Genomic DNA, 660 nt, shown 5'->3' on the forward strand with positions numbered 1-660 from the left:
TGAATCAGGACGGTGCGAGCAATGGGCTGACGGCGCCGAACGGTCCGGCGCAGCAGCGGGTGATTCGGGCGGCGTTGGCGAATGCGGGTGTTTCGGCGGCCGAGGTGGATGTGGTGGAGGCGCACGGCACGGGGACGACGCTGGGCGATCCGATCGAGGCCGAGGCGCTGCTGGCGACGTACGGTCAGGAGCGTGCGGCCGAACAACCGCTGTGGCTCGGCTCGTTGAAGTCGAACATCGGGCATGCCCAGGCCGCCTCCGGGGTCGGCGGCGTCATCAAGATGGTGCAGGCCATGCAGCACGGCGTCCTCCCCAGAACGCTGCACGTGGACGAGCCGTCGCCGCACGTGGACTGGTCGGCAGGGAACGTGCGGCTGCTCCACGACGAACTGGAATGGCCGGAGACCGGCCGGCTCCGCCGCGCCGGCATCTCCTCGTTCGGGATGAGCGGCACCAACGCGCACGTCGTCATCGAACAGGGCCCGCCGGTGTGGAACGACAGCGAACGGCAGCCGGTCAGCCTGCCGGTCGTGCCTCTTCCGCTTTCTGGTGCGGATGAGGCCGCGCTTGACGCCATGGTGGGGCGGGTGCGTGGGTTTGTGGGGTCGGTGGGTGAGGTGTCGTTGGGTGATGTGGGGTTGTCGTTGGCGGTGGGGCGTG

At 69.4% G+C, this 660-nt stretch carries 1 protein-coding gene; it reads left to right on the forward strand.

Annotated elements, in window-relative coordinates:
• Positions 1–660 (forward strand): ketoacyl-synthetase C-terminal extension domain-containing protein (locus tag RM779_RS33240; protein ID WP_311621528.1); only part of this gene is annotated, 660 nt, incomplete at both ends.

This window comes from Streptomyces johnsoniae (assembly GCF_031845565.1).
GTDB classification, from domain to species: domain Bacteria; phylum Actinomycetota; class Actinomycetes; order Streptomycetales; family Streptomycetaceae; genus Streptomyces; species Streptomyces johnsoniae.